The organism is Brasilonema sennae CENA114 (genome assembly GCF_006968745.1).
Taxonomy (GTDB): domain Bacteria; phylum Cyanobacteriota; class Cyanobacteriia; order Cyanobacteriales; family Nostocaceae; genus Brasilonema; species Brasilonema sennae.
Genome location: NZ_CP030118.1, coordinates 5163386 through 5188742, shown reverse-complemented (window position 1 = coordinate 5188742; position 25357 = coordinate 5163386). Strand labels below are relative to the sequence as shown.

Genomic DNA, 25357 nt, shown 5'->3' with positions numbered 1-25357 from the left:
CCCCAGGTTAAGGGCTTGATTATGGCGTTGTTCCGATATCCGCCGAAAAAAATTCCTCTCAGAGTTGAGCGATACTGACGGCTTTGCTTCGCGCTTCTATAATTTGACCTATCTCACGCCCCAAGCTTGGTTGGCGTTCAATCATGGTATTTACAGCATCAGAGTAGATGACAAGAACTTGCAAATCGTCAACAGCGGTGATTGATACTGGACTCGGTTCCCCAGTAAATAGTGCCATCTCGCCAAAGAACTCACCACGCAAGATAGTCATGACCTCTTTTTCTTTGCCAAACTTGTTCGTGACGGTGACTAAAGCTTGACCTGCAATAATAATGTACAAAGCATTACCAGGCTCGCCCTGCCGGATGACTTTCTCGCCAGTACCGAACTGTTGTAAGATAGTCCCCTTGGCTAAGTCATCCAAATTTTTTGCCTCACGAGCTAAAGGCATAAATCCGGGAATTGAGTGCAGGCTTTGGGCTAATTTACTTGAAGCGCTATCTGCCTTGTCAGTAGTTTCCACAGCATACTCGTATCGATAACGATGTAGCGTTAGGTTGTTTCGCTGCGCTGCGTACCAGACTCGCGTCATAAATCTATCCAGTATCTGCTCCACATCCTCAAAGTTTTTTATAAAGAACTCCACCTCATAAACAATTGCAGTCTCATCATAGGATGTGGTTTTGCTCTCTGGTTCGGGTTCGGCTAATATGCCCTGTGTAGCCAGAGCTGTACTTTTTAGTACCTGCTTCACGAGGTTAGGAGGACAATCGTAGGAGAAGCCAATATTAATGCGTTGGTTATAAATGCGTTCGGGTTGGCTGTAATTATGGATTATTTGTTTTCCAATGAACTGATGAGGAACGACAATCACCTGGTGTTGGAGATTTAGCAGGCGAACAGATCGCCAATTGATATCAATGACTTGCCCTTCGATCGCTTCGCCTTCGCCTTCGCTATTCCCAATGCGCAACCAATCACCCACGCTGAAGGGGCGTTCGAGAAGCAGCGCAATGCCAGACATGATGCTACCCAATGTATCCTGAAGCGCCAAACCGATCACAATTGAGCTAACGCCTAATCCGGTAGCAAGACCAGCCAAATCTGTACCCCACACTGCTGCTAGCACGATCATGCTTCCCACAAGCACCAAAAACAGCCGAGAAAGGTCGATTAGCAGTTTGGGCATCCTTGCCCGCCATGTATTCGCCTCTGCTTGTTCAAACAAAATGACATTAAACAGCGAGAGAGAAGCGTAGATCACAGATATCCAAAACAGCGTTGCGACAAGCTTGGGAAAATTCCCCTTAACATCAAGCTTCAGGACATTTGTGATTAAAATCATCAGCATTAAGACGGGCAGAACGAGGTTTTTCACAACCCGCAAGGTACCTGCCAGCGGTCTGTTGCGCTTTTGTAGATGATAAATAATCTCTCCTAGTAAAACGACCAGGAGTGGGAAACCTAATCCGACAATGATCGCCCAGATATGCCAGTCGTTTGAAAAGCTTACATTACTCATACACTTCTTCCTCTGGAACACTTACTGGAAGCTTAGAACTTTTGAGTTGCCAAGCCACTAGCTTTTGCTTTCCAGGTTGTTGGATTTCACCAAAGAATTCAAAATCGTAGAGATCGTGCAGGCGATCGCACACGTTTTGAGAAACTAAAATTGATCCTACAGGACAAGCAGATTTCAACCGATTGGCAATATTTACAGTATCCCCCCAAACATCATAGAGCAATTTATCTTTGCCAATGACGCCTGCAACCACATCTCCTGAATTGATGCCGATTTCCACGTCTAAATCCAAACCTTTTTCATAATTAAATCGGCGGACAAACGTCTGCATTTCCAAAGCAAAATCTACCGTGCGTTTATCATGATCCAGACGCGGTACAGAGAGTCCGCATACAGCCATGTAACCGTCACCAATAGTTTTAATCTTCTCCAAACCGTATTTATCTGTCATTTCATCGAAACCAGTTACCAGTTCATTAAGCAGGGCAACAACTTCTTGAGCAGACATCGTTTGAGAAAGCCTAGTAAATCGGTGGAGGTCGGAAAATAAAACCGAGACATTAGAAATCTGATCGGCAATTTCTCTATCGCCCTGTTTGAGGCGTTTGGCTATTGCGGGACTAAATATATTTAAGACTAATGCCTCATTTTCACGATTTCTCTGTTCGATGAGTTGAGTTTCGGCGCGAAGGCTGTCTATGGTTTGGTTAAATGATTTCGCTAACTCTCCAAATTCATCTTGCGAACCAGATTTCACAACCGTGTCAAATTCCCCACCCCCTACCTTACGGGCGCTTTTGATTAAAGTATTGATAGGTTTGACAAAGATTGTAGTCAGCCACATGGCAACAAGCGTGATCAGCGCGATGACTAAAGTAGCCCCAATCAAAACTGTTTTTTCAAACGAGTGAATTGGGGCATAAGCTTCAGAAACATCTATCTCCGCCAAGATAACCCACCTCAAGCCATCAATATCTAGTGGAGCATAAGAACTCAAAACTGGAATATCACGATAATCGTTGATAACCTGCGTACCCTGTTTACCAAACAACGCTTCCTTCACTGCTTTTGTTTGCACTTGTTGTAAAAGAATTGTAGTATTGAACTCTTTGATTTTCTTGACGGTATTTTCATCAGTACCGATAGAACGTAGGGTTTTTGCATGACCTTTTGGGTCTGAAATCTGGAAACGAGACGCAGAGCGCATTAGATAATCCGATCCAACCAGATAAGTTTCTCCTGAATCGCCCAGACCATTTTGTTTCCAATTTTTGTTGCCAGTCATCACATTGTTGATTTTGTCAACGGGAAGCTGGAACGCCAAAATACCAATGAATTGGGAGCCGTTAAAGATTGGGGCAGCGATAAAAGCCGCAGGTGCACCGTAGGAAGGGCTGTAGGGTTTAAAATCTACTATTTTTACATAGCCCTTTCCGTTTGCCCCTCGTGCGGCGGCGATCGCTTCTGCTAAGTTACTCTCTTTGTAAGGTCCGTTGGTAAAGTTTGTGGTAAAATCGGTTTCTTTAAAAACTGTGTAGACAACGGTTCCTTGGGGATCGACCAAAAACATATCGTAGTAACCGTATTTTTCAACTATATTGCGAAAAATCGGCTGGTAGCGGGCGTGAACGCGGCTGTAGGAGCTGGTGTCGCCGGGGTCGTCAAGGAGAAGTTTCTTACCAACGGGGTTGGGGTTAGCGACGGTGTAGTAGTATTGTAGGTAACGGGCAGCAGTTGTTTTTGGCGTGTAAGATGCGACAACAGGCGAACCTTCGCTAGTTCGCGCCAGTCTGGGGAGAAATTGTGTTTGGTAGTAGGTATCAATTTTTTTGTCAAAATCCGCTGGTACTGTTGATTTTTCCAGTTCGCGGTAAGCTGTTTGAAACTCCTGCATGGCGGCGACGATTGTCAAATCTTCGCTTAAAGTTTGGCTATGGATGTAAAGGTTTTCAAAATAATCTTCGATTTGATAAGTTTTGGCAGCCCGAAGGCTGGTTAATTGATTGAATACCCTTTCCGTCAGAAGAGACCTACCAGCAGTAGAGCATGTAAAGGTGCTTGCGAGCATAGCGCAAAGGCTGACTACCAGCAACATGACTATAAGTTTAGTTTTTATACTTAATTGATTAAGTATTTGCATATAAATTTGATTGATATTCTTTGCCTTATTTCTCTCATTAGACAGATGGAGGAAATTCTACTTTAGCTGTGATGCTAAAAGGATTTTAGTCTAGTTGTTGGAGCGGTCGATTATTTAATAAACCTTTTGCAAAAGTCCTAATTTTGAGATATTCTTTGCGCCTAATCTACGAGAAGCCGCTTTGCGTCTATGCGTGAGACAAAAAATATTTCTGCAAGATATCTAGATATTTCTGCCAATTGTAACTTCAGCGATCGCTAACTGAAGATTTATATCGTGAGCCATTAGGCATAATCGCACCTTCGAGGAAAGCATTACTCAGTTCATCGTCGCTCACTTTAGCATTCTTGAGATTAGCACCAGTTAGATAAGCTCCCTCCAAATTAGCACCACTCAAACTAGCATCTCTCAAATCTGCACCACTCAGATTGGTATGACTCAAATCTGCACAAATCAAATTAGCGCTACTCAAATTTGCACTACTAAGATTAGCCTGATTCAATCGAGAAAAACCCAGTTTTGCATAACTTAAATTTGCACCACTAAGTTTAGTATGACTGAGATTAGCATTATCTAAATTGGCATAGCTGAGATTAGCATTAGTAAAATCGCTTCCCATTAAATTAGCTTTACTCAGAGTTGCATGGGAAAGATTAATATCTACTAACTCCGCACCGGGAGCATCCAAACCTCTTAAAGAAACACTATCCTCATTCAAATCTTGCAGTGCCAAAATTCTGGCATAACTAACTTTCACATTGTGTGCTGCATCAATCGTACTCCAGGCTTGATAATGAAATTGTTTTCTGCGATCTGGAGCTTCTTTAATGAATAGAACTAGCGCCACCACTAAACTGATCGTGTCAGCAGCACCCAAAGCCTTTCCTAGCAAAGAATTCTCATCGACAACTATAACAACTACGGTAAAAATAACAACTGAAATTATAGAGACTAACCATGTTGGTGCTATCCAGAAAGCATCAATAAGTTTCTTGGGAATTTGTTTGAGGACTTCACTTAATGGCTGTTCTGATACTTTGGTCTGAAATTGCTGATAATTAACTGCAAAATGATTGATAATTGTTTTTAAACCTTCACCATCTAACTGAATTGAGATCAGAGATTTTTTCTCTTGTTTTACTGTGGACTGAAATAGCCGATCTTCTTTTTTATTTTCTATTTTTAATGTTGCAGCTTTTGCTAAAGTTTCAGTTTTGTTTCCAGCTTGGACAGATTTTGGTGAAGATTCTTCTCCCTCGCCTTTTAACATCAAGGCAGTAATAGTTCTAAAAGCATCTAGCCAAGCTTTTTTTACTTCAGGAGTCCAATCTTGCTGGAGATATTGCTCAAACGTTAGCAGTAATGCTTCCACAACCGATCCATAATATTTAGGAATGGCTCCGTAGCCGACGTGTCTAGCTCCTAGAGCCTTGAGAACTGGTTCTAAAGCTTCTGGGTTGCGGAGGTTTTCTACTACCAAAACCAGAGAACTTAATAGTTTTTTCTCTTGGCTTTTCATATCTGTTTTAGTAAACAGTGGTTTCAATTCTGGGTGAGTTTGAAAAAGATTATTGTAGAAACTGGCTGCAAATTTATCAGCGCGGGGTTTAACTTTTTCAAAGCTTTGTTCTAAAACTTCAACATTTAAAGACATACTTTTTTCATTTAAAAAAACTTTGAAAAAGGCTTGTTTTTGGATTTAGCCAGTAAAAATGTACCTTATACAAAGTTATACTATAAGAATTAATGCGGTATAATACTTTTCATGATAAAAATAAAGGTTTTTTAAATCCCATCCCCGATGAGATTTAAAAAGTCTTTATCAGCTAAATCTACTGATTTAGCAATATTAACTTGTTACTGGGGATGCAGCCGCAGAGACAACGTTAAGGTTAGCAACCAATCCATACGTTGATACATACTCTTCTAACTCTTGTAATTCGACTGTGCCATTTTTATCGGCGTCAAGAATATTGAAAAGAAAATCAGTTACGTATCTCCTCACATCTTCAGAAGAGCGTTCGCCTGTTGTCATATCTTCTATTCGACCTAAAAGCTCCATAATCTCGTCTTTATCGAGTGAATTGCTTCCATCTGTATCCAATTGATGGAAAAGTTTTTTCACATCTTCTGTTGCCATTCTCGAAGAACGCAGTGTTTCTCGCAATAATTCATTACCAAATGAATTCATAAACAATATCTGCTCGACGAGTGGTATACAGAAGAATCCTAGTGCTGCCCAAAAAATTGCATATCTTACAGCTTCCGGATTTGCAGTTGCACTAACTCCGAGGAAAAGAGCAGCCCAAAGGAAAAAGTTGGGATTAACAAGCAGGATATAAGCATCTTGAGCTTCTGCCTTATAAAGCTTACCTTTTGAGAATACCGAAGTTAATACAGCAAAAACGCGGATTAAGATAAAAACTAATGTTGCCACTGCCAATTGTTGCAGACAGGCTAGCGAGCGCGTTGCATCTGTCGAGTAAAATAAGTCGCTTAGGAATGTTGATGGAGTAAACTGAAACCCAGTTGCCAAAGCCATAAATGCAACAGCAAGCACTCCAATAAATTTCCAGTTTTTACTGTGGTGGTTTGATTCAACAGGGGATTTGTCACGCCAAAATTGGGCGATCGCTCCCGGTATTGCCAAACCAACAATTAGAATGACACCAAAAAATATCAGGCTTGAACTGTTAATTGGTAATTGTTTCGCCAAAGCAAATGTAACAATCAGTGCAACTGGAGCGATGATTGATAACGTCCTTGATAAGATAGCCGAGGGATAAAGATTACCGCCCCAAAGTACCGATAAAACAGGGGAAGTAAGGGCGGGTGGAACCATCCAAAAAAGCACCCACATAACTTTGTACAAATCGCCTGGGGCTTGATACAAGATTCCAGAAAATATTAAAGCTAGCCCAACTATCCATCTCACCAACATCCACGCATAGACTATATACTTCACAGTTGAAGTTACTTTGCGTTTACTCGCTGCAAAGTCAATGTCCAGGTAAGTATAAAACGTTGAAGCCGCAAGACAAACAACGATTATTGCTCGAAATACCTCTGAGGGAATTCCTACTGAAGAGGCGCTTATTGCCCTAACCAAGCATCCTAGTAAGAAAGCAGCCGCATAAAGCAAAATTGCCCACATAATTGACAGATCGTTGATCTGTTTACGCACCGAAGCTGCACCGCCAGATTCCTTGTTGCGAAACTTGACTAGCTCTTCACTACTCAAAGCTTTACCATTGGGGAGTTTCAGATGTTTATAATCAGTCGGTGGTAAATCACTTAAATAAAGTGCTAAAGGCTCTAACACATATTGGTGGCACACTACCAGAACAGTTTCACCCCTCTTCAAGTGCGGTACAACCTTGTCCTCGTAGAAACGTGCAGCGCGATTATAAACTTGTGCAATCTTCTCGCCAGCTGGAGGTGCTTCGTTATGGGAATGCAACATTTCCTCAAAGCCTTCGTAGCCAAGGGCAAGACGTAGCAAATTCAGATTACGTCCCGCAAAAATGCCAAACGATTTCTCACTAATTCGATGATCGATTTCAACAGGAATATCGGGCGACTTCAAGGCTTGACTTTCAGCAAGAGCGATTTCACAAGTTTGTCGCGCCCGTCTCATGTGAGAGACATATACTGCATCAAACTTGACACCTTTTTTCTTAATGTCAACGCCTGCACGGCGTGCCTGTAACTTACCAAATGCAGTGAGATCAACATCCAGTACTCCTGCAAAAATATTGCGTTCGTTGCTGGTGCTTTCACCATGCCGAATAAAGTAGGCACGTCCGGGATAATCATCATTTTGTGCAACAGATAGGTTGCTATTATTGGTTTTTACCACGATTGTTAATAGAACATTTTAAAATCTGACTATGTTCAAGTACAATAATACTAACTCACAAATTTTTCAATAGGTTTTTCAGTATTTTTTTGAGAAGTTTTCTTTGAAATTTTATTAAACTTGCCGGTTCAACATAGTAATAGAAACTGTCTACTTCTGGATGACAATCAGCTTTGCAGAGTATTGCATAATAACTGATGGTGAGCAGGAAAATATAAGTCGCGAGTGCGATTTATCATACATATTTGTGACATCGACAAGTGCTTAAAATTAGTACATATTCACACAAAAGTATCCGCTCCAATTAGCAGAGTTGATAATCTTAATTCGTACTAGTGCAGCATAAATTTGACCTAATAATTCATAATTTATTAGTATTTGCAAACACGCTGTTTTTTAATTCAGCAGTCAACAATTACCTGGATTCAAGTTCCCACTGATTTAAATTACGAATTATTTTGACTTTTTCTGCAATTATTTAAAAACTAAGATTTATGTTAAAAAATTTAGTAACATTTGTCAAATGCATGATATAGATGATTGCTATGCATAAAATAAATTTGTTGACATTGGATTTTAATCTTCTAGTGGTGTTATCTGCCTTGCTGGAAGAGCGTAACGTCACGAATGCTGGAGAAAAAATTGGCTTGAGTCAATCCGCTACCAGTCATGCGCTTGGGCGATTACGTCAAGTGTTCAACGACCCACTGCTAGTGCGCTCTCCCAAAGGCATGGTTCTTACACCACGCGCCCTTGAGTTAGTAGAGCCATTACAAAAAATTTTGTTAAATATCGAGCAATTGGTTCAACCAACCGTGTTTGAACCGAAAACAGCACAAGGTACAATCCACGTAGCGGCATCAGATTACTCAGTGGTTGTGGTTCTGCCAAAGATTCTTAAGCTTGTTTGTGACAATGCACCCCATCTAAATCTGGAGTGTCATCATTGGGGTTCTGACATATTAGATAACTTACGAAATGGCGGGATCGATCTAGGCTTAGGAGTTCTAAATTTACCCCAACCCTCGGAGTTAAAGTTCCAAACGTTATTTGTCGAAGATTTGGTATCTGTGGTTCGATCTGACCATCCGATCACTCAAACAGATGTAACGATTGAGTCTTACGTTGCTTGGCCACATGCCTCAATCACAATTCCAAACTCGCCTGCAAGCCCAATCATGCACTCGCCGATCAAGCATGTTGATAATGCGTTGTCAGACTTAGGTGTGAAGCGTCGGGTGATGTTGAAGTTACCGCATTTTCTCGCGGCTCCTGTGATTGTCGCTCAGAGCGATCTGATTCTGACATTACCCCGTCGAATTGCCATGCTTTTTGCTAACTATACAAACCTTGCTCTGCTTGAACCACCGATTGAACTTGGTAAATACGACTATATGCAGTTTTGGCATGAGCGTTGCGATTACGATCCGCAACACATTTGGCTACGGGATTTAATAGTGTCCCAAATCCAGGGACTTTGAAACTAAGAGCAAAAACCCTTAAGCTCGACAAAATCCATTTTCCAGCAACGCGCTAACATACGCTAAAACCCTCATGAAACCAAGACTTTGACTTTTTCGAGCTCGACAAAATTAGTGATATATGAAAAAGTTTTTGCCACAAAGCTACAACTTTTGCCAGATAACAAGGTTTACGCTGCTTAATTGGATAAAGTCGAGCTTACTAGGTATGTCAGGGGTGAAGAACCTGCTCAATCAGCTTAATCCAGAATTGTTTGATACATTAGTATGGGTAGTTCAGACAGGAAAACCAATCAAGAAAAAAATTTACTGTAAGAATGATGAAATTCAAAAATTCTATGAATTTACTATTGTTAAGTTTGGAGATGGCTGTTCGATTACTGGACGCGCTCTTCCTTAACTCCTAAGAAACACGCTCGCGAAATCCTTATAAATTGCGGACTTTTAGATAAAAAGTGTTTTTTACATCCATAACGAGGGGCTTTATACTTTTGACTTTTGAACGCCAGTTGCTACCCTTCGGGAAGCCGCCCTCCGGGCGTCTACAAGTCGGGGAACCCGGACGCCAGAGCCCTAGGTCGGGAGACCCTCATCAAGTACTGGCTCACGCCACATGCCTCAACGCGGGGAACCCGCGCACGGCAGTGGCTCCCCAACGCACTGGCTCCTTTTGATTTTTGACTTCCCCTTGTGGGGCGCTCACATTTTGCACCAGGAAAAATGAATGTCCAAACCACAACTACGTGCAAGGGGAATCAATCGCTCAATATCAACTAAAAGAATCTCCCAAATTTATCTGTTCTCTTCTCTTCTTTGCGCCCTTTGCGTCTTTGCGGTTCGTTTTTTTCAATGCCATCTCTAAAATATAAATTAAAACCAATTTTACGAACTTTTCAACATTTCAGTTGGAAAACACTCTTCTTTCCCACACTACTCATAACATTAATTCTCACGTTCTTGCTAGACTTAGCCCTTGGCTCAGTCCACATACCTTTAACCCAAGTCATTACAATCCTACTAAACGGAGAACCCGAAAAAGCAACTTGGACTAATATTATTCTGAAATTTCGCTTACCCAAAGCCTTAACCGCAACCCTTGCTGGTGCAGCTTTAGGCGTGAGTGGGTTGCAAATGCAAACACTTTTTAAAAACCCTTTAGCAGGACCTTTTGTATTAGGAATTAGTTCCGGTGCTTCTTTAGGAGTCGCGTTGGTGGTGTTAGCAACCAGTGTAACGGGTGCGGGTACGTTGTTCAAAGATTTAGGGGTGATTGGCGATTTTGGTTTAGTTGTGGCGGCGAGTCTGGGTGCAGCAGCAGTGTTGGGGTTAGTGTTACTTGTTTCTCACCGCGTCGAAGACACGATGACGCTATTGATTTTAGGATTGTTGTTTGGCTATGCAACCAGTGCTATTGTCAGTATCTTGCTGCATTTGAGTCAAAGTCAGCAAATCCAATCATACTTACTGTGGACTTTTGGCAGTTTTGGTGGTGTCACCTGGCAACAAATGCTAGTTCTAGCGCCTGTGGTACTGATAGCGTTGTTAATTTCGTTGATGCTATCCAAACCTTTGAACGCACTCCTTCTGGGTGAAGCTTATGCTCGCAGTCTCGGTTTAGGTGTAGAAGAAGTCAGATTTTGGATTCTTATCACTTCTTCCATCTTAGCAGGTGCGATTACCGCCTTTTGTGGACCGATCGCCTTTTTAGGTGTAGCAGTTCCTCACCTTTGTCGCAGTCTGTTCAATACTTGTGAACATCGGGTGTTAGTCCCTGCTGTGACTTTCATGGGTGCAATTTTGGCGTTAATTGCAGATTTGATCTCACAGCTACCGGGAAGTGAGATAGTGTTACCTTTGAATTCTGTTACCGCTTTGATAGGAACTCCTGTTGTGACTTGGGTGATTTTGCGTCGTCACTCTCGCACATCTTTTCCGAAATGAATGGGGTGTAAGGGGGTAAGGGTGTAAGGGTATAGGGGAAGATTTGTTGGGTTTTACTACGTTCAACCCAACCTACAATTCTCCTTAACAACAACCGTATTGCCACAGCACTTGCTTAGCGCGCTTTGCGCTAATTTCCGTAAAAAGCCGTAGGTATCTGTCTGTCCCACGGCTTGTAGTTGTCTGACTCCCTCACAAAGAGTGTATTTCTTGAGAGTTATAGCAGTTGCCAGGTAGATTAGGACATGAACTAATGAGAAAATACTGACACCACGAGACTTTCAAGGCTGTTAAGAGTTAAGCCTTCGGGTGTTCCCTGTTAAGCGTTCCCTGTTCCCTGCTATAAGAAACACACTCTTTGTAAGTGGGTTAAGCATTACTCAAATTCACTTTAACAATCATATCGTTGTAATCCTTATCACCCCCACTTGCTAAATCTTCAAAGCCAAAGGTGTTATTTCCCAACAAGCGAATATGGTCAGCCTTATCTGAGTTAGCTCCTAAGAAGGAAAAATACACTGCAGGGTCGTTATTTGGATTTCCATCTAAAATTGCATCTGGCGTACCATTAGAAATAATGAATGGTGCCAAGAGTGAACCAGGGCTAAGATTATGTGTGAATGTAGCAGTACTTTGGTTGGCGACTGTTAAGTCAATACCTGGAACACGTCGCTGCACTGCAGCTTGAGCATAACCTGCATCACCAGGACGCAAGTCCACTGTGCCGTTACCATCAAGATCAATACCACCATTCGCATCAGCCACTTGATAAAAGCCAACGAAATCGTTATTCCTTGCTTCTCTGTTTAAGACAAAGTCTGCTTTGACCTGAGTTGACACATTGCGTAAATCAATCAGTTCTCCAAAAGGATTTCCCTGAAGACTAGCACCCAGAGGTAACGATTGATTTGTTGCCTTGATATTCACTACCAAATTTTGGAAGTTGGAATTGTTGCTATTTGATGTATCATTCAAAGCCAATGTAAACTCACCATTCCCCAAGTCTGTTACTTTTTGCGTTAAGGGGTTGGAAAAGATGAGGTCTTTGGCAGAGGTTGAGCCAGCTTGCACAGCGTCAATACTGCTATTGTTGACTAAGAAGAATTGCAGACGCGCACTTGAGTTAAATGCAAGTAGACGTGTTAAGTCAGTATTAAACCCATTGGGATTATCGGTAATGGCTGAGAAAATAGTCTTGGCTCTTGAAAGTGCAGCTTGGGCATAATTTTCTGCACCAGGAGCAATACCATTAATTGTTCCTTGGTCATCGTCAACTACAAACACTCCCAGTTCATTCACCTGATTAGAATTGGCTTTGTTGAGAGTGACTTCAAGTTGTGGGTTGCTGCCTTCTAACTGGAAAATGTTGTTAGAAGTTTGTTTGAGGGTAGAAGCAACTTTGCCGTTATAAAAGTTGGGAGGAGGGGTGGCAGGATTGATGGGAGAGATGACACTACCAATGCTAATTGCAGCAGTGTCAGTCGCACTGCTAAAGGCAGTCGCGCCACCGTTGACGGTAGTGTCCGCAGTGCTGCCGTTGGTACCAGTGGTTTGGTCCCACGCACGGAAAGTCAAAGCATTGCTGATGGTGCCATTGAAGTTGGCATTGGGCTGGAAGTAAATACGGGTGTTAGCATCAGCCGCCAATAGACGGGCGTTGGTGTTGGATACAACTCCTAAAGCTGCCCAGTTATTGCCATTGTCGGTGCTGTAGAAGAAGGTGCCGTTGGTAGTGTCAGCATTTGCGATCGCAACACCTGTGAGTGGATTAGTGTCCGGATCGGTGACGTTACCATTAGCACCCAAACTCACCAACGAAGAAACAAGCGTGCCAACTGCCCCTATGGGTGCGCCTGCATTTTTGTCAATGGCAGTTAGAGTGACGTTGGTGTCACGCAGGATAGGAGCATCATTGACGGCATCAACGGTGATTGCAACAGTGTCAGTCGCAATGCTAAAGGCAGTTGCACCACCGTTGAGGGTGGTGTTCGCAGTGCTGCCGTTGGTACCAGTGGTCTGGTCCCATGCGCGGAAGGTTAGGGCGTTGTTGATCGAGCCATTGAAGTTAGCGGTGGGTTGGAAGTAAAGGCGAGTGGTTCCATCAGCCGTTAATAGGCGGGCGTTGGTGTCGGACACAGCTCCTAAAGCTGCCCAGCTGCTGCCATCATCGGTGCTGTAGAACCAACTGCCGTTGGTAGTGTTCGCATTTGTGATGGCAAGACCTGTAAGTGCATTACCTGTAGATCCATTACCTGCAGTTATATTGTTGTCTGAGTCTGTGACGTTAACACCAAGACTGACTAAGGAGGAAACAAGGGTACCAACTGGTCCTGTGGGTGCGGCTGCATCTTCAACTGTGCTTAGGAAGAGGTTGGTGTCAAGCAGGATAGGAGCATTATTGACGGCGTTGATGGTAATTGTGCTAGTGTTAACCCCAGTGCTAAAAGCAGTAGCAATTCCGTTGAGGGTGGTGTCCGCAGTACTGCCGTTGGTACCAGTGGTTTGGTCCCACGCACGAAAGGTTAAAACATTCTCGATGCTGCCATTAAAGTTGCCGTTGGGCTGGAAGTAAATCCGGGTGCTTGCATTAGCCGCCAATAGGCGAGCGTTGGTGTCGGATAAAATGCCTACAGGTATCCAGCTGCTGCCGTTGTTGGTGCTGTAGAACCAATTGCCGTTGGTATTGTTAGCATTTGTGATCGCAATACCTGTGAGTGCATTGCTGTCTGGATCGATGACGTTATCACCAAGACGGACTAGGGAGGAAACAAGGGTTCCAACTGCGCCTATGGGTGCGCCTACATTTTGGTTAATTGCAGTTAGGGTGATATTAGCTTCACTGAGGGTAGGAGCATCATTGACGGAATTGATCGTAATTCCTCCAGCGCCAGTTGTACTGCTAAAAGCAGTAGTGCCACCACTAATGGTGGTGTTCGCAATGCTTGTGTTGGTACCAGTGGTTTGGTCCCAGGCACGGAAGGTGAGGGCATTGTTGATGGTCCCATTAAAGTTGGCTTTGGGCTGAAAGTAAATGCGGGTAATTCCATCAGCCGCCAATAAGCGAGCGTTAGTATTAGATACCAACTCTAAAGGTGCCCAGCTGTTGCCATCGTCAGCGCTGTAAAAGAAGTTGCCATTGGTATTGTCAGCATTTGTGATCGCAACACCTCTAAGTGCATTGCTGTCTGGATCGATGACGTTATCAGCCGTGACTAAGGAGGAAATAAGGGTACCAACTGGTCCTGTGGGTTCACCTGCGTCTTCATCAATCGCAGTTAGGGTGAGGTTGGTGTTATTGAGGGTAGGAGCACTATTAACGGCATTGACGGTAATTGCTGCAGTGTTAATCCCAGTGCTAAAGGCAGTCGCCTCACCGTTGAGTGTTGTATCCGCAGTGCTGCCGTTGGTACCAGTGGTTTGGTCCCACGCATGGAAAGCCAGAGCATTGGCAATAGGACTAGGGCTACTGAAGGCGGGGTTGGGCTGGAAGTAAACGCGGGTGATTGCATCAGCCGCTAATAGGCGAGCGTTGTTATCGGAGACAGACCCCAAAGCTGCCCAGTTGGTGCCATTGTTGATGGTGTAGAACCAATTGCCATTGGTAGTGTCAGTGTTTGTAATGGCAATACCTGTGAGTGCATCGGGGTCTTGGTCAATAACGTTACCACCAAGCGTCACTAAGGAGAAAATTGGGGTACCAACTGCCCCTATGGGTGCGCCTGCATTTTGGTTAACGGCACTCAGGATGACCTCAGTATTATTGAGGATGGGAGCACTATTGAGTACATATGGATACGCTTCCGTAACCTCAGCGCTTAATGCCAGTGGTTGATTTGAAATGTTGCCAATGTTGACTTCTAGGTTCCAATCACCCCCCAAAATAGCATTGCCAGTCAGGTTGGCGGAGGCGGCAACATTTGCTTTGGTGAGTTGGTGTAGCTTGGTGATGAATTCTTCCCCAGCATCACCTGCAGCCACATGGCAACCATATAAGAGAAGGGAGGAAACTGGAGAGAACCGAAGGTGAGAATCTAGTGAGCCAGCGCGTTGGGGAGCCACTGCCGTGCGCGGGTTCCCCGCGTTGAGGCATGTGGCGTGAGCCAGTACTGCAGGAGGGTCTCCCTCCGTAGGTATCTGGTGAGACAGCGCGAATGACGGCTCTCCCGACCTAGGCGACTGCGTTCGCGTAGCGTCTCCGCAGGAGATACCCGAAGGGCGTTCGGGTTCCCCGACTTGTTCGCGCAGCGTCTCCGCAGGAGTTAGCGACTGGCGAACCCGTAAGGGTGAGAACCAATTCTTGAGTTGGTCAGCGTAAAGTTCTAGAGTGTTGAGGCTGAGTTCACTATTGCCAAGAGTTAGGGTTCCCGGAGAGCCGTGGGAAACTATGTGGACATTTTCCACTCCACGGTGTTGAGATAGTACCTGGGTAATTTGTACGACTCCATCTTGCTCGGGATCAAGAACAATAGCCTTGATATTTGCAACAACAAACTCAAGTAAAATTTCGTAGTTGTTGACAGATGGATCAATGAAAAGAATGCCTGTAATCTTCATCTGGTTCTTTATAAAAGAATATTACGTTTTAGATCTGATTACTAACCGTTCACTTATAGGAAACTAAAGGATGGAGAGAGTTCTAGGTCTTTGTCACTCTTTCTAGACACTCACTAACTATGAGAGTTTTAGTTGATATAGGAACACAACAAACACACTCAGTGCATCGCGCTTAACAAGGAATGCTTAACAAATAACAGACTTGAAAGTCACTTAGTGACCGTGTTTTCTGATTAGTTCGTGTCCTCATCTACCTGGCGACTGCTATAACACAAGGTTAATACTCTGTGTTTAGCAGGACTTACGCACGAACAACGTAACTATAGTCGGAGGGAAGCATAAGCCCTATGCCTATGGCACGCGGCTTGGGCGAACGGGGACGCTTTGCGAACGCAACAGACTGTTTTTAGTAGCGCGTGCGTAAGTCCTATTTAGATATTTTTATTGCTTTGTCTTGTCAGACAAAGTAAGTAGAAGCAGTTATCCCATAAATTGTTAATACCTGTTCAACACTACTTCCCGACCTTCAGATTTCCGTAGAAATTACTAGTTTTTAACAAAAAAAATATACTAATATTTAGTTATGAGCAAGCTGAAAATATTTTGGGAAAAGTATTTTTTTTTAGTGTATAGTCGATGAGCCAGTGCTGCAAGAGGGTTTCCCGACCTAGGCATCTGGCGTCCCCGGCATAAATGCACGGGGTTTTCATCTCACCCCTTATAAAATTTACTCAGAAATATGGGCTTGTACCTGCAAGGAATGCGGGTAAGCGAGTTGCTTATCTTGATTTTCAACAGTTGAACAATTCTGTACTTAACGATGAGGAACTGTTCTTCCGTCACTTTTGTTCTTGGATCAGCGATGAACTGGAACTGGAAGATAAAGTCGAGGAGTATTTTAATCGAAACTTAACGACGATTCAACGTTGCGATCGCCCGTATATGCCCAGAGGGGTTTTTCCAAAACCCCTCTCCCCAAATCTCCGATTTGGGGCAACCAAACTCCGTTTGGTTGGGGCATAGGGCGCGCCAAGGGCGATCGCTATTTACAACGCCATATCTTAAAAGGATTGGGACATCCCTTGGTATTGGCAATGGATGAAGTCGATAGAGTTTTTGACACCAAATTCCGCAATGATTTTTTTGGGATGTTGCGTAGCTGGCATAATAATCGTGCGATTTATCCGAGTTTAGACAAATTGGATTTGGTACTGGTTACTTCTACTGAACCATATCAGTTAATTGATGATTTGAATCAGTCTCCGTTTAATGTCGGGCAGATTATTGAGTTAGAAGATTTTACACCTGAACAAGTTGCCCAACTCAATGCTCGTCATAATCCATATTCAAATAAGCTGTAGTGTTATGAGAGATGGAAAATGAAATTAAAAGAAATCCTCCAAGAAAAACGAGCAGAAATTCTCAGTATTGCTGCTAAACATGGTGCTTATAATCTCCGAATTTTTGGTAGTGTAGCTAGAGGAGAAGAAACACCAAGCAGTGATATTGATTTTTTGATTGATTATGACTTGAATAAAATTACGCCTTGGTTTCCTGGTGGCTTAGTTCAAGAGTTAGAAACCTTGTTGAATCGGAAGGTTGATGTGGTAACTACTAATTCTTTACATTATTTGATTCAAGATAAAGTCTTAAAAGAGGCTATTCCTTTATGAAAGACAGTCGGATTTATCTTATTCACATTCGCGATTGTCTCAACAGAATTAAGCAATATACACGCTTAAGGAAAAGAAGTATTTTTTAATGACATTAAAACCCAAGATGCAGTTTTAAGAAATATTCAGGTGATGTGTGAGTCTGTACAAAAATTACCAACTGATTGGAAAAATGCATACCCTGAGACAGAATGGAGTAATATTGCTGGCTTTCGTAATAGATTAACTCATGAATATCTAAGTGTAGACCTTGATATTGTTTGGAATGTCATTGAAAACTATTTGCCTTCTCTAGAAAGAACAATTGAAGCAATGGCACAGGAGTTTTGGAATATTTAGTTGAGAAGTACTCCGAAACTGAAAAATCACCTTAATGAAGTGTGATCGCGCAGCGTGCGCCTTGGCGCACTGGCCCTTGGCGGGCACTCCGTGCGATCGCCCACCGTGCGTCTTCGCGCGATCGCCTGTTTGTATCTGTTCTTGCACTATTGTCATTTAGCTATGACTCAGGAGGTAGAACCTCCTACTGCTAGTTCCCAGGCTTTGCCTGGGAACGATAAAAATTAGCAAGCAGAAATTACGAATGGCACTCAAGCCGTTGAGCAATCCATACCTTAATGATGGACTGTCGAGTGACACCGAGCCGCGCCGCCTCACGATCAAGTGCTTCAATCATCCATATCGGGAAATCGACGTTGATCCGCCGCTGCTCATAACCTGGGCGGCGAACGGTGGAAAGATCAAGGTATGAAGTTACGTCCTCGCCGTTGTCGAACTTTTCGTCAAACTCTTGGGCTTTCATATAGCTCTACCTCCTGATTTCGTGCTCGCCGTACTGAAATAATCCGCACCCGTTCCCCCCTGTACGTGATCACAGCAGCCCAATGCTTTCCATTGAACCAGCCAATCACAAGGAACCTCGGCTCTCCTTCGGTGCGAGCAGCAACCTCTACTCGATCAGCATCGAGCCACAGTTCTTGCGCCGAAATGAAGTCGATGCCGTGTTTCACCTTGTTCGAGGCGCTTTTGTGCTCGTCGAACTCAAATTCCATGCAAGTAAAAGGAATCCAGCGTTCTACCCTAAAAGGTATATTTAATATACTTTTTTTGGTGTGTTTTGGCAACTGTGCGCATAATACTACGATTGCGCTCTAGGTAGTGCAATTATGGGATGGCGTTAAGCGTAGATCTGCCGTAGGCGATCGCTCCAATAAAAAGCTCTCTGTTCTTGCACTATTGTCATTTAGCTATGACTCAGGAGGTAGAACCTCCTACTGCTAGTTCCCAGGCTTAGCCTGGGAACCAGAGATCTAGGCGCTGCCTCTATTTATACCAAGTTGCGTTCTGTTGTAGTAGCGCTTTAGGGGAGATTGCTGAGTCCTGAGCCCTGAGTCCCAAAGGGACACGCTGCGCGAACGGGCACGGCAAAGCCGAACGGACACGCTGAGTCCTGAGCCCTGAGTCCCAAAGGGACACGCTGCGCGAACGGGCACGGCAAAGCCAAACGGACACGCTATGCGAACGCGTTCGCTCTTAGCGTGCGCTTTGCGCTTACGCTTCACTCTGTTACGCTCGCAATGACAGAAGCCCCCTTAAAAAGGGGGCTGGGGGATCTCTTCTGCGTAACTCCTATAAATCACACTTTACATGGCATTAAGCTATCCACTCTCCCCAACACTGCCATATCTTCCTCATCCAACTCCACTGGCGTACCACTACGAATCAATTCCGCAAAATCTTCATTCGGAACCATAATAGTCAGCGTATATAAACGACCATAACCGATATTTTCAATCACATGAGTGCTAGTGGCAGGAACTAACAAACTATCTCCTGCTTTAATTCGGACTACTTTGCCATCACAACTGGCGATTCCTTCTCCTTTGAGGACAAAAAACAGTTCCACCGCCAATTGATGACGATTGGGTGGTGTTTTCCCACCAACATCAAAAATTTCTACGCAACAAGTCAAAGAAGTATTAGCGCTTGCGGTGTCGAATATAATCGCCAAGCGGTTTGAGTCATTGGGACTAATGCGATATGCTTGGTAATCTTTGGGAGATTTGATCACCGGAATCATACAACTAGTCGCGTACATAATTTATCTCCTTTATAGTTATCGGTGTAAAGAGTCCTGAGTTTGGAAGTGGTAACCATCTCTCTATGGTTATATGGTCATACAGAGGCAAAGGAAATCACTATTCAACATCCAGGGCTTTGTTGAAGTGCGTTTAAGATTGCTTGCGAATCACTCACAAAACCAAAGCACTGGTTGACGTTGTATATTGTCGCTAACCAACAATACTCAGGCGAAGTTGTCGCAGTACAATCTTTAACTAGTAGGCAGTCGTATCCTAAGAAGTTGGCATCTTGTAAGGTAGCCATCACACATTGATCAGCATTCACTCCTGCAAAAAGTAGTGTTGTTCTGCCCAAGTTCCGCAGGATACTATCCAAAGGGGTATCCCAAAAACCACTCATACGATATTTATCTACACGAATATCCTGGGGTAATTGTTGGAGTTCATCTACCACCGCCGCCGCCCAACTACCCGCCATGAGTACTTTAGCGCCGTTACTCGGTAAGGGATCACCTAATCCCACGCCCTCACCAGTGGAGTTATAGACGTGAAGCAGATTGGCACTAATATTAAGTAAGTCGGGACGATTTCCCCAATTCACCCAGAACACGGGTACATTTTTGTTTCTCAGTTCAGGTAATAAGATTTGTAAAGGTTGAACAGGTTTCTGCGCTGGGGTGACATCCACACCGATATGCGCCAACCAGCCATCAGGGTGACAGAAGTCGTTTTGCATATCAATGACGAGAATGGCAGTTTTTGCCAAGTCAAGGCGGAGGGTTTTGGTTTCTGTTGATAAAATAACGGGTTGTGGGATCTGGGGAGAACGAGTGATATCTGCAAACGTATGGTTTACTGCCCATGCGTTTGGTGCAATTCCTAAATTCCGAACAGGTATCTTCATAGATTGCTACACCCAACACCATCCTTTATTTTGTAACTTGAAAATTTCCAAAACGTTCTATTACTTATACTTAATCAAGGTTTAAGCCGTGAACTTTACAATTCAAAATGTTTTAATTGCCACTGTTGATGATTATGCAACTGTGGATGTGCAAGTCGTAGATGGGGCGATTGCCCGTATATGCCCAGAGGGTTTTCCTCCAGAAAACCCTCTCCCTGAGCGTTCGCGTAGCGTGTCCGCAGGACTCAGCTCAGGGCAAGATGCTGAAGGCATCTTGGGGCATAGGGCAGGCGAAGCCATCGCCGCTATTGCACCCAGTCTAGAGGTTATCGGTACGGCGATTAATGGTGAAAATAAACTCCTGTTGCCAGGATTTTTTAACGCCCACAGCCACTCCTCAGAAATGTGGCAACGAGGTATCATTCCACCACTTCCTCTAGAATTATGGTTAGCACAACTTTACGACTTTGCGCCTCTTGATTTAGAAAAAGTTTACCTTAGTGCTTTGGGAACGGCAGTAGAAACCCTGTTTTCTGGTGGAACGAGTGTGGTGGATCATCTCATCCTCATTCCAGGCAAAGAGTTGGAAACAATTGCAACAGCTGTTCGCGCTTACAAGGAAATTGGCATTCGTGCTTTTGTTTCCCCTCTAATTCAAGATGAATCCATGACTGCTGGAATACCATCAGGAGAAACCAAACAAAATCATGAGGCTTATTTTCGCTCAACTCAGGCGACACTCGAACTCATAGAAGAAGCTGTCAGACAGTTTCATCGCCCAGATGAGGGTATGAGTATTTTAGTTGCCCCCACAGGAATACAATTATGTTCTGATGCTTTGTTCCAAGGATGTATTGAGTTAAGCGATAAGTACAATCTTTGCCGTCACTCCCATTTACTGGAAACTAAAGCGCAAGAGAAACTCGCACAAGAAAAATATGGCTGTAGTGCGGTTGAACATCTGGGGCGGATTGGGTATTTAGGCGATCGCACATCCCTCGCCCATTGCATTCACTTAACTGACACCGATATTGCCATCCTAGCCGAAACTAAATCTACAGTTGTCCACAATCCCTTAAGTAACTTGCGTCTAGGCAGCGGTATCGCCCCCATTCTGAAATATCGTCAAGCTGGAGTCAACGTCAGTTTTGGTTGTGATGGTGCATCTAGCAACGATTCTCAAGATTTACTAGAAGCCATCAAAATCGGTTCCATACTGCACAACATCACAGATTTCGATTACCAACACTGGATTACACCTCGTCAATCAGTGGAGATGGCATCTCTGGGTGGTGCAAAAGGACTGAACATGGCTGACAAACTCGGTTCCCTAACCGTCGGCAAAAAAGCCGATTTGGTGATGTATGACCTTACCAGTTTATCACTACTACCGCGTACAGACCCGATTGGCTTATTAATTCTTGGTCGTCCCACTAATGCGGTAGAAAGTGTCTGGGTAAATGGTAAGCAGGTAGTCGCCAATGGCAAAGTGACTACTATTAACGTGGATGATTTGCGTCAACAACTTTATGATCACAGTCAGTGGGATACAAAACGCAAGTCGCAGACTGTTGCTCAACTTGAAGCTTATTATCGTACAGTCATGGATTTATTGTAGTCATAGGTGCGGCGTTGTGCTCCACAGGTTTTCGCTCTTTGGAGGGAATAGGGAAATTTTAATTCCTGTTAAGCGTTCCCTATTCGCCCTTAATGTGAAATTATCCCAGCGTATTTTTATTAGTGCGTTGACGAAACAAACCTGTCATACTTACACCAGTAATCAATAAACCGATTAATCCTAAACCATTCAAAAAGGGATAAATTCCTTGTAGATTCAAGACTTCTAGGGTATGAATTTTGATGAGAAATACAGCTAACTCAGGCTGGTGGAACCATTCATTGAGAATAGTGTACGCCATACCAGTGAGCACAGTCAGAAATAATGGTAGGCACAAAATAATGGCAATCTGGCGATGGTATCGTCGGAAACTACGTAGCATAATTTTTTGTAAAATGATCCTTTGTACAACTAATCATTAATAGGGATCAATAATCAAAATTATGCCAAGCTTCATCCCGGTTTTTGTATTTTTCCATAACCAACTTTCCAATTACGAGGCTGCTTTAACTCATCTTTCTTACCTTGAGAAATCAACCATACAGCAGCCCGAGTATGGAATAATGCCTTCATCAGGTAATATCCTGGCTTAGCATAAACGCCGTCTGCAACAGTGGTGCCAGCAAAAATAAGTTCTCCGCAGAAAGTGCCAGTACCATTTATAGTGACTGTGAACAGCTTATCATTGAGATTTCCACCAGGAATCATAAAAATTGCGTAAACGTGATGCTCACCCCGCCAAGGCTCAACTATGATTTTCTGGGGATGTGTGTAGAATCTTTCACCTGTTCCTCGAATAACATTTGATTCATGGCAAGTGAGAAGGTTTGGTAGCCTTGAAAGAGTAGTCCAGCTAAGAACAATGATTAAGCTCAGGGTAAATAAAACGTAAGTAATTTTACTCTTTAACATACGTGCTTTCAGAACTACGTGTTATAAGGTAACAGATTTTGTATTGTGTGGCGATCGCTGCGGCGCGCTCTTTGGGCGGCTAAGAGCTGGAGCATCGCGTCCAATGACAGTGCGCCCCTTAGGGGCTAGCGCTGCCGCCTGCAGCGGATCGTGCGTGCGCTTTATATATAGTTCACTACAATTGACGGATATCCAGGAAAAACCGAGACGCTTTACCTTGGTTTGGTGTTTTCAAAAAGCCGATAACGTCATTCCCGATGTTGTTTGGCTGAAATCTAGCACTATTACGAGTAAACCACCAAGACTTGTACTAAACAGTATCTAAATTGACTTACAAATTGTATCTCTTTTTAGGAGGCACTGCGTTGCGGGGGTTCCCCCCGTTGTAGCACGTGCCGTTCCATTTTAATGGACTTTCCTGGGACTTCAAGTCCTAGGCGGACGGGAACGAGTCAAAGAAGATGTAATAAGTTTGACATCTGTCTTTTCTGGTGCAAGATGTAAGTTGGGCGAGTCTAGAGCAACATGTCAGCTTTTATCTGACTCAAACCACATATAAAGTTATCACTTTAAGGGTGAAAGATTAGCATCAAATAGAATCAAGTGTAGAGTTCCCTGGCTAAATTTAATCAAGTTAAAACTAACCTTTGTTGTCCTCTTCTGTACTTTTACGAAGCTCGATATACTGCTTACCTAAATCAGTGACTTTTACGTACTCGGAAAGGTTATTATCTTTATAAGGAATGTCACGAATTCTACCAACATCTATATATCCTATATCTTTCAGGTGAAAAATCTCTTTTTCTAGATTATCATTCATTTCATAAGAACCAAAGTTACCCCCAGCCAGTTTCTTGAGATTTTCAAACATAGATTTGGACATAGATAACAAAACTAGCTTGTCAGTTCTTGCCTTTGTGGCAGAGAGTTTTTTTCCAATTGAATTTATTTTGTTATCTAGCTTTCCTCTATCAAAAGTCAATGCAATAACATCATCAAGCTGAGGAATAAAAAACAGTAGCAATGCAATAGCAATGATTGCTACAAAAAGAAGTGGAGTCGGTTGTCTAGAAATTAACAAAATAAGCAAAACTCCTTCGATAACTGTAATACAGATAAACGCCGCCCACCATTTTGCTGAATAATCTTGAGCCACAATTTCTCTCCTGATAATTCTCAGTCTCAATGATTCCTGTTGAATGAGTTTAATTCTAATTGCTCTTTATGAAAGGTTTCTCTCTTGCTAACATGAGGTTTTCATTCAAAACCATGATTTGCAACCTAGCATATAATATACTGATTAACAAACAACAATGTGATCTATAGATGAAAAAAATATCTTTAATCTCCAGTTATCGTATATAATATTAATTCATATATTTTTCTTGAATAAAAGTAGTTCATCAGGAACAAAATTAAGAAATTCTAGCCAGTATCAACCTGTATCAAAGCTAGTATGGTATCAGTCAATAACATGATGATCACGAGGATAAAGAATTATTTATTCTCATTAAATTTATTATCAAAATGCTAAATTTAGTGGCTGGGTATAGCGTCAACTGGATTGCCCAATTCAAACTAGAAGTAAGTACTGTATTGCACAAGTTCACAACAACTGACAGCTTCTTTCCTTGAGTTTCATATGGCGTTAGTAGGGGTTTATAAACAACGCTCTTATCGCTTCTTTCAAAAAGGCTAGCCAAATGATCTCATAGAATTGCGTTATGAATTTATGAAATGCTGTACTAAGCGCAAATACCTGGAACCCTAGACTTTGCTAAAGATTAATGAAATATCACAGCATTGATGAACTCCTGAACAATAATCAAACTTGGGTTGCAGAAAAACTGGCTTTGAACCCCAACTACTTTGAACAATTAGCCACCGGACAAAAACCCCCCTATCTTTACATTGGGTGTTCTGATAGTCGTTTACCGCTAACCAACTTTACGCGCACAGAACCTGGAGAGTTATTTGTCCATCGCAACATTGCCAATCAAGTATCTCTAACGGATATTAACTTTTTAGCCGTTTTGGAATACGCAATTTCTCATCTTCAAGTTCAACACATTATAGTTTGCGGTCACTACGGTTGCGGTGGAATTAAGGCGGCGCTAGAAGGCAAAACCATTGGAATCATTGATAATTGGGTGAATCCGATCCGAGAAATCTACTTACAAAACCAAGACGACATCGATGCTTTGCTCACAAAAGAAGAACGTCTAAATCGTCTAGCAGAAATCAATGTTCTGGTACAGGTTAAAAATCTATACCAAACTTCTATTATGCGTAAAGCACTTTATGATCAAAAAGCACCAGTGGTTCATGGTTGGGTACTGGATATCCGAACAGGATTAATCAAAGACTTGCAAGTCTCAACGAAACAATGGGAATTACGCCCACCAACCATCGTTCTTGAGTCCATACCTTCTCTGCCTGATTTTAAATTTCTGGATGGGGATTTGGACTGTTTGTCTCAAGAGGCATGTTAAGGTATGGTGACCTGTAGTTAGAACTTACGCATGAGTTACGAAAAAACAAGACTGTGAGATTGCTTTGTTACGTCGCAATGACACAACTACGTTATTTTTGCATAAATCCTGTAACTCATGATTTGCAATACCTGTTATTCTAAAAGGGTGTACAATGCGCGAACCACAGATTAAGATTGA

22 protein-coding genes are annotated in these 25357 nt (G+C 43.0%); 10 read left to right on the top strand and 12 right to left on the bottom strand.

Features of this window, described 5'->3' with window-relative positions; translation table 11 throughout:
• Positions 1–58 precede the first annotated feature (58 nt).
• The 4 genes from DP114_RS21800 to DP114_RS21785 form a co-directional block, all read right to left on the bottom strand.
• Positions 59–1522, bottom strand: a complete 1464-nt coding sequence (locus DP114_RS21800) for a mechanosensitive ion channel family protein (protein ID WP_171977114.1) — start codon at positions 1520–1522, stop codon at positions 59–61.
• Positions 1515–3662, bottom strand: a complete 2148-nt coding sequence (locus DP114_RS21795; protein ID WP_216669929.1) for an adenylate/guanylate cyclase domain-containing protein — start codon at positions 3660–3662, stop codon at positions 1515–1517. Before DP114_RS21795 ends, DP114_RS21800 begins: the two co-directional genes overlap by 8 nt.
• A 247-nt stretch (positions 3663–3909) precedes the next feature.
• Positions 3910–5316, bottom strand: coding sequence for a pentapeptide repeat-containing protein (locus tag DP114_RS21790; protein ID WP_169267668.1), 1407 nt, complete (start codon positions 5314–5316; stop codon positions 3910–3912).
• A gap of 195 nt (positions 5317–5511) precedes the next feature.
• Complete coding sequence (locus tag DP114_RS21785) at positions 5512–7521, bottom strand: histidine phosphatase family protein (protein ID WP_171977113.1); 2010 nt, start codon at positions 7519–7521, stop codon at positions 5512–5514.
• Positions 7522–8066: 545 nt separating this feature from the next.
• On the opposite strand from DP114_RS21785, the gene DP114_RS21780 reads away from it, so the two are divergent.
• From DP114_RS21780 to DP114_RS21770, 3 genes are all read left to right on the top strand, one after another.
• On the top strand, positions 8067–9002 hold the full coding sequence (locus tag DP114_RS21780; protein ID WP_171977112.1) for a LysR family transcriptional regulator: 936 nt from the start codon (positions 8067–8069) through the stop codon (positions 9000–9002).
• A gap of 121 nt (positions 9003–9123) precedes the next feature.
• On the top strand, positions 9124–9402 hold the full coding sequence (locus tag DP114_RS21775; RefSeq protein WP_171977111.1) for a hypothetical protein: 279 nt from the start codon (positions 9124–9126) through the stop codon (positions 9400–9402).
• 449 nt (positions 9403–9851) lie between these two features.
• Positions 9852–10943 (top strand): iron ABC transporter permease, encoded by a 1092-nt coding sequence (locus DP114_RS21770; RefSeq protein ID WP_171977110.1) that lies wholly within the window; start codon positions 9852–9854, stop codon positions 10941–10943.
• 369 nt (positions 10944–11312) lie between these two features.
• Here DP114_RS21770 and DP114_RS35210 read toward each other — a convergent pair whose 3' ends face one another.
• Positions 11313–15497: a DUF4347 domain-containing protein gene (locus DP114_RS35210; protein ID WP_171977109.1), complete on the bottom strand. Its 4185-nt coding sequence runs from the start codon at positions 15495–15497 to the stop codon at positions 11313–11315.
• 693 nt (positions 15498–16190) lie between these two features.
• On the opposite strand from DP114_RS35210, the gene DP114_RS21760 reads away from it, so the two are divergent.
• The 5 genes from DP114_RS21760 to DP114_RS21740 all read left to right on the top strand — a co-directional run bounded on the left by DP114_RS21760 (position 16191) and on the right by DP114_RS21740 (position 17703).
• Positions 16191–16520, top strand: a complete 330-nt coding sequence (locus tag DP114_RS21760) for an AAA-like domain-containing protein (RefSeq protein WP_171977108.1) — start codon at positions 16191–16193, stop codon at positions 16518–16520.
• Positions 16424–16858 (top strand): AAA-like domain-containing protein, encoded by a 435-nt coding sequence (locus DP114_RS21755; RefSeq protein WP_318284169.1) that lies wholly within the window; start codon positions 16424–16426, stop codon positions 16856–16858. Before DP114_RS21760 ends, DP114_RS21755 begins: the two co-directional genes overlap by 97 nt.
• Before the next feature lie 18 nt (positions 16859–16876).
• Entirely contained in the window at positions 16877–17170 is a 294-nt protein-coding gene (locus DP114_RS21750; RefSeq protein ID WP_169268970.1) for a nucleotidyltransferase family protein, read from the top strand.
• Between the two features lie 132 nt (positions 17171–17302).
• Entirely contained in the window at positions 17303–17509 is a 207-nt protein-coding gene (locus DP114_RS35205; RefSeq protein WP_246162635.1) for a HepT-like ribonuclease domain-containing protein, read from the top strand.
• Between the two features lie 41 nt (positions 17510–17550).
• Positions 17551–17703, top strand: a complete 153-nt coding sequence (locus DP114_RS21740; RefSeq protein WP_169268971.1) for a hypothetical protein — start codon at positions 17551–17553, stop codon at positions 17701–17703.
• A gap of 44 nt (positions 17704–17747) precedes the next feature.
• Here the strand turns inward: DP114_RS21740 and brnA are convergent, their stop codons facing one another.
• From brnA to DP114_RS21720, 4 genes are all read right to left on the bottom strand, one after another.
• Positions 17748–17972, bottom strand: a complete 225-nt coding sequence (gene brnA / locus DP114_RS21735; RefSeq protein ID WP_169268972.1) for a type II toxin-antitoxin system BrnA family antitoxin — start codon at positions 17970–17972, stop codon at positions 17748–17750.
• Entirely contained in the window at positions 17953–18222 is a 270-nt protein-coding gene (locus tag DP114_RS21730; protein ID WP_169268973.1) for a BrnT family toxin, read from the bottom strand. The genes brnA and DP114_RS21730 overlap by 20 nt, the downstream gene beginning before the upstream one ends.
• A gap of 584 nt (positions 18223–18806) precedes the next feature.
• Positions 18807–19268: a cupin domain-containing protein gene (locus DP114_RS21725; protein ID WP_169265959.1), complete on the bottom strand. Its 462-nt coding sequence runs from the start codon at positions 19266–19268 to the stop codon at positions 18807–18809.
• A 104-nt stretch (positions 19269–19372) separates the two neighbouring features.
• The gene (locus DP114_RS21720; protein WP_169265960.1) at positions 19373–20155 is read right to left on the bottom strand and encodes a cysteine hydrolase family protein; all 783 of its coding nucleotides are present in this window, start codon (positions 20153–20155) and stop codon (positions 19373–19375) included.
• An 88-nt stretch (positions 20156–20243) separates the two neighbouring features.
• Between DP114_RS21720 and DP114_RS21715 the strand changes: the two genes are divergently transcribed.
• Positions 20244–21773, top strand: coding sequence for an amidohydrolase (locus DP114_RS21715; RefSeq protein ID WP_370469275.1), 1530 nt, complete (start codon positions 20244–20246; stop codon positions 21771–21773).
• A 100-nt stretch (positions 21774–21873) separates the two neighbouring features.
• Here the strand turns inward: DP114_RS21715 and DP114_RS21710 are convergent, their stop codons facing one another.
• From DP114_RS21710 to DP114_RS21700, 3 genes are all read right to left on the bottom strand, one after another.
• Entirely contained in the window at positions 21874–22155 is a 282-nt protein-coding gene (locus DP114_RS21710; RefSeq protein ID WP_169265962.1) for a peptidase, read from the bottom strand.
• A 71-nt stretch (positions 22156–22226) separates the two neighbouring features.
• Positions 22227–22685: a hypothetical protein gene (locus tag DP114_RS21705; protein WP_169265963.1), complete on the bottom strand. Its 459-nt coding sequence runs from the start codon at positions 22683–22685 to the stop codon at positions 22227–22229.
• A gap of 640 nt (positions 22686–23325) precedes the next feature.
• The gene (locus DP114_RS21700) at positions 23326–23841 is read right to left on the bottom strand and encodes a hypothetical protein (protein WP_169265964.1); all 516 of its coding nucleotides are present in this window, start codon (positions 23839–23841) and stop codon (positions 23326–23328) included.
• Between the two features lie 631 nt (positions 23842–24472).
• On the opposite strand from DP114_RS21700, the gene DP114_RS21695 reads away from it, so the two are divergent.
• Entirely contained in the window at positions 24473–25177 is a 705-nt protein-coding gene (locus DP114_RS21695) for a carbonic anhydrase (RefSeq protein WP_171977107.1), read from the top strand.
• Positions 25178–25357: the final 180 nt, after the last annotated feature.